The organism is Paenibacillus sp. J45TS6 (assembly GCF_018403285.1).
GTDB lineage: Bacteria > Bacillota > Bacilli > Paenibacillales > Paenibacillaceae > Paenibacillus.
In genome coordinates this window covers 1-256 of the sequence record NZ_BOSJ01000100.1, presented here as the reverse complement: position 1 = coordinate 256, position 256 = coordinate 1, and the positions used below count along the sequence as shown (strand labels likewise).

Genomic DNA, 256 nt, shown 5'->3' with positions numbered 1-256 from the left:
CTCCGCTACCCCCACCTCATCCCCGCACTTTTCAACGTGCGTGGGTTCGGGCCTCCAGTGCGTGTTACCGCACCTTCACCCTGGACAGGGGTAGATCACACGGTTTCGGGTCTACGTCCACGTACTATGTCGCCCTATTCAGACTCGCTTTCGCTGCGGCTACGGCTTTTCACCTTAACCTTGCACGGGAACGTAACTCGCCGGTTCATTCTACAAAAGGCACGCCATCACCCATTTAACGGGCTCTGACTTTTTG

The 256-nt window shown here is 56.2% G+C and carries 1 rRNA gene; it reads right to left on the bottom strand.

Features of this window, described 5'->3' with window-relative positions:
• Positions 1 to 256, bottom strand: a 23S ribosomal RNA gene (locus KJS58_RS25195); the annotation flags it as partial.